Raw genomic sequence first — 1,825 nt, forward strand, 5'->3', positions numbered from 1 at the left:
GATGGGTAGGGGAGCGTCGTGTGCCGGGTGAAGCGGCCCTGGAAGGGAGTCGTGGACGGTTCACGAGTGAGAATGCAGGCATGAGTAGCGATACAAGAGTGGGAAACTCTTGCGCCGATTGACTAAGGGTTCCTGGGTCAAGCTGATCTGCCCAGGGTAAGTCGGGACCTAAGGCGAGGCCGACAGGCGTAGTCGATGGACAACCGGTTGATATTCCGGTACCCGCTTTGAAGCGCCAGCGCTGAACCCTCTGATGCTAAGCCCGTGAAGCCGCCCTTGATCTCTTCGGAGTGATGGGGAGTGGTGGAGCCGGTGACCCGAGGTGGTAGTAGGTGAGCGATGGGGTGACGCAGGAAGGTAGTCCAGCCCGGGCGGTGGTTGTCCCGGGGTAAGGGTGTAGGGCGCTAGGTAGGCAAATCCGCCTGGCACGTAGCCTGAGACCTGATGCCGAGCCGATTGTGGTGAAGTGGATGATCCTATGCTGTCGAGAAAAGCCTCTAGCGAGTTTCATGGCGGCCCGTACCCTAAACCGACTCAGGTGGTCAGGTAGAGAATACCGAGGCGTTCGGGTGAACTGTGGTTAAGGAACTCGGCAAAATGCCCCCGTAACTTCGGGAGAAGGGGGGCCATTGCTGGTGATGAGTTTTGCACTCTGAGCTGGTGGTGGCCGCAGAGACCAGCGAGAAGCGACTGTTTACTAAAAACACAGGTCCGTGCGAAGCCGTAAGGCGATGTATACGGACTGACGCCTGCCCGGTGCTGGAACGTTAAGGGGACCGGTTAGCTCCATTTCGGTGGGGCGAAGCTGAGAACTTAAGCGCCAGTAAACGGCGGTGGTAACTATAACCATCCTAAGGTAGCGAAATTCCTTGTCGGGTAAGTTCCGACCTGCACGAATGGCGTAACGACTTCTCGACTGTCTCAACCACAGGCCCGGTGAAATTGCACTACGAGTAAAGATGCTCGTTTCGCGCAGCAGGACGGAAAGACCCCGGGACCTTTACTACAGCTTGATATTGGTGTTCGGTTCGGCTTGTGTAGGATAGGTGGGAGACTGTGAATCTCAAGCGCCAGCTTGGGTGGAGTCGTCGTTGAAATACCACTCTGGTCGTGCTGGATGTCTAACCTCGGTCCGTGATCCGGATCAGGGACAGTGTCTGGTGGGTAGTTTAACTGGGGCGGTTGCCTCCTAAAGGGTAACGGAGGCGCCCAAAGGTTCCCTCAGCCTGGTTGGCAATCAGGTGTTGAGTGTAAGTGCACAAGGGAGCTTGACTGTGAGACTGACGGGTCGAGCAGGTACGAAAGTAGGGACTAGTGATCCGGCGGTGGCTTGTGGAAGCGCCGTCGCTCAACGGATAAAAGGTACCCCGGGGATAACAGGCTGATCTTCCCCAAGAGTCCATATCGACGGGATGGTTTGGCACCTCGATGTCGGCTCGTCGCATCCTGGGGCTGGAGTCGGTCCCAAGGGTTGGGCTGTTCGCCCATTAAAGCGGTACGCGAGCTGGGTTTAGAACGTCGTGAGACAGTTCGGTCCCTATCCGCTGTGCGCGTAGGAGTCTTGAGAAGGGCTGTCCCTAGTACGAGAGGACCGGGACGGACGAACCTCTGGTGTGCCAGTTGTTCTGCCAAGGGCATGGCTGGTTGGCTACGTTCGGGAGGGATAACCGCTGAAAGCATCTAAGCGGGAAGCCTGCTTCGAGATGAGGACTCCCACCCCCTTTGAGGGGTTAAGGCTCCCAGTAGACGACTGGGTTGATAGGCCGGATGTGGAAGCCCAGTAATGGGTGGAGCTGACCGGTACTAATAAGCCGAGGGCTTGTCC

General features: G+C 57.4%; 1 rRNA gene. It reads left to right on the top strand.

Features of this window, described 5'->3' with window-relative positions:
* A 23S ribosomal RNA gene (locus ACRWND_RS30660) occupies positions 1 to 1,825 on the top strand; the annotation flags it as partial.

The sequence above is a fragment of the Actinacidiphila sp. bgisy167 genome (assembly GCF_965342175.1).
Classification (GTDB): Bacteria; Actinomycetota; Actinomycetes; order Streptomycetales; family Streptomycetaceae; genus Actinacidiphila.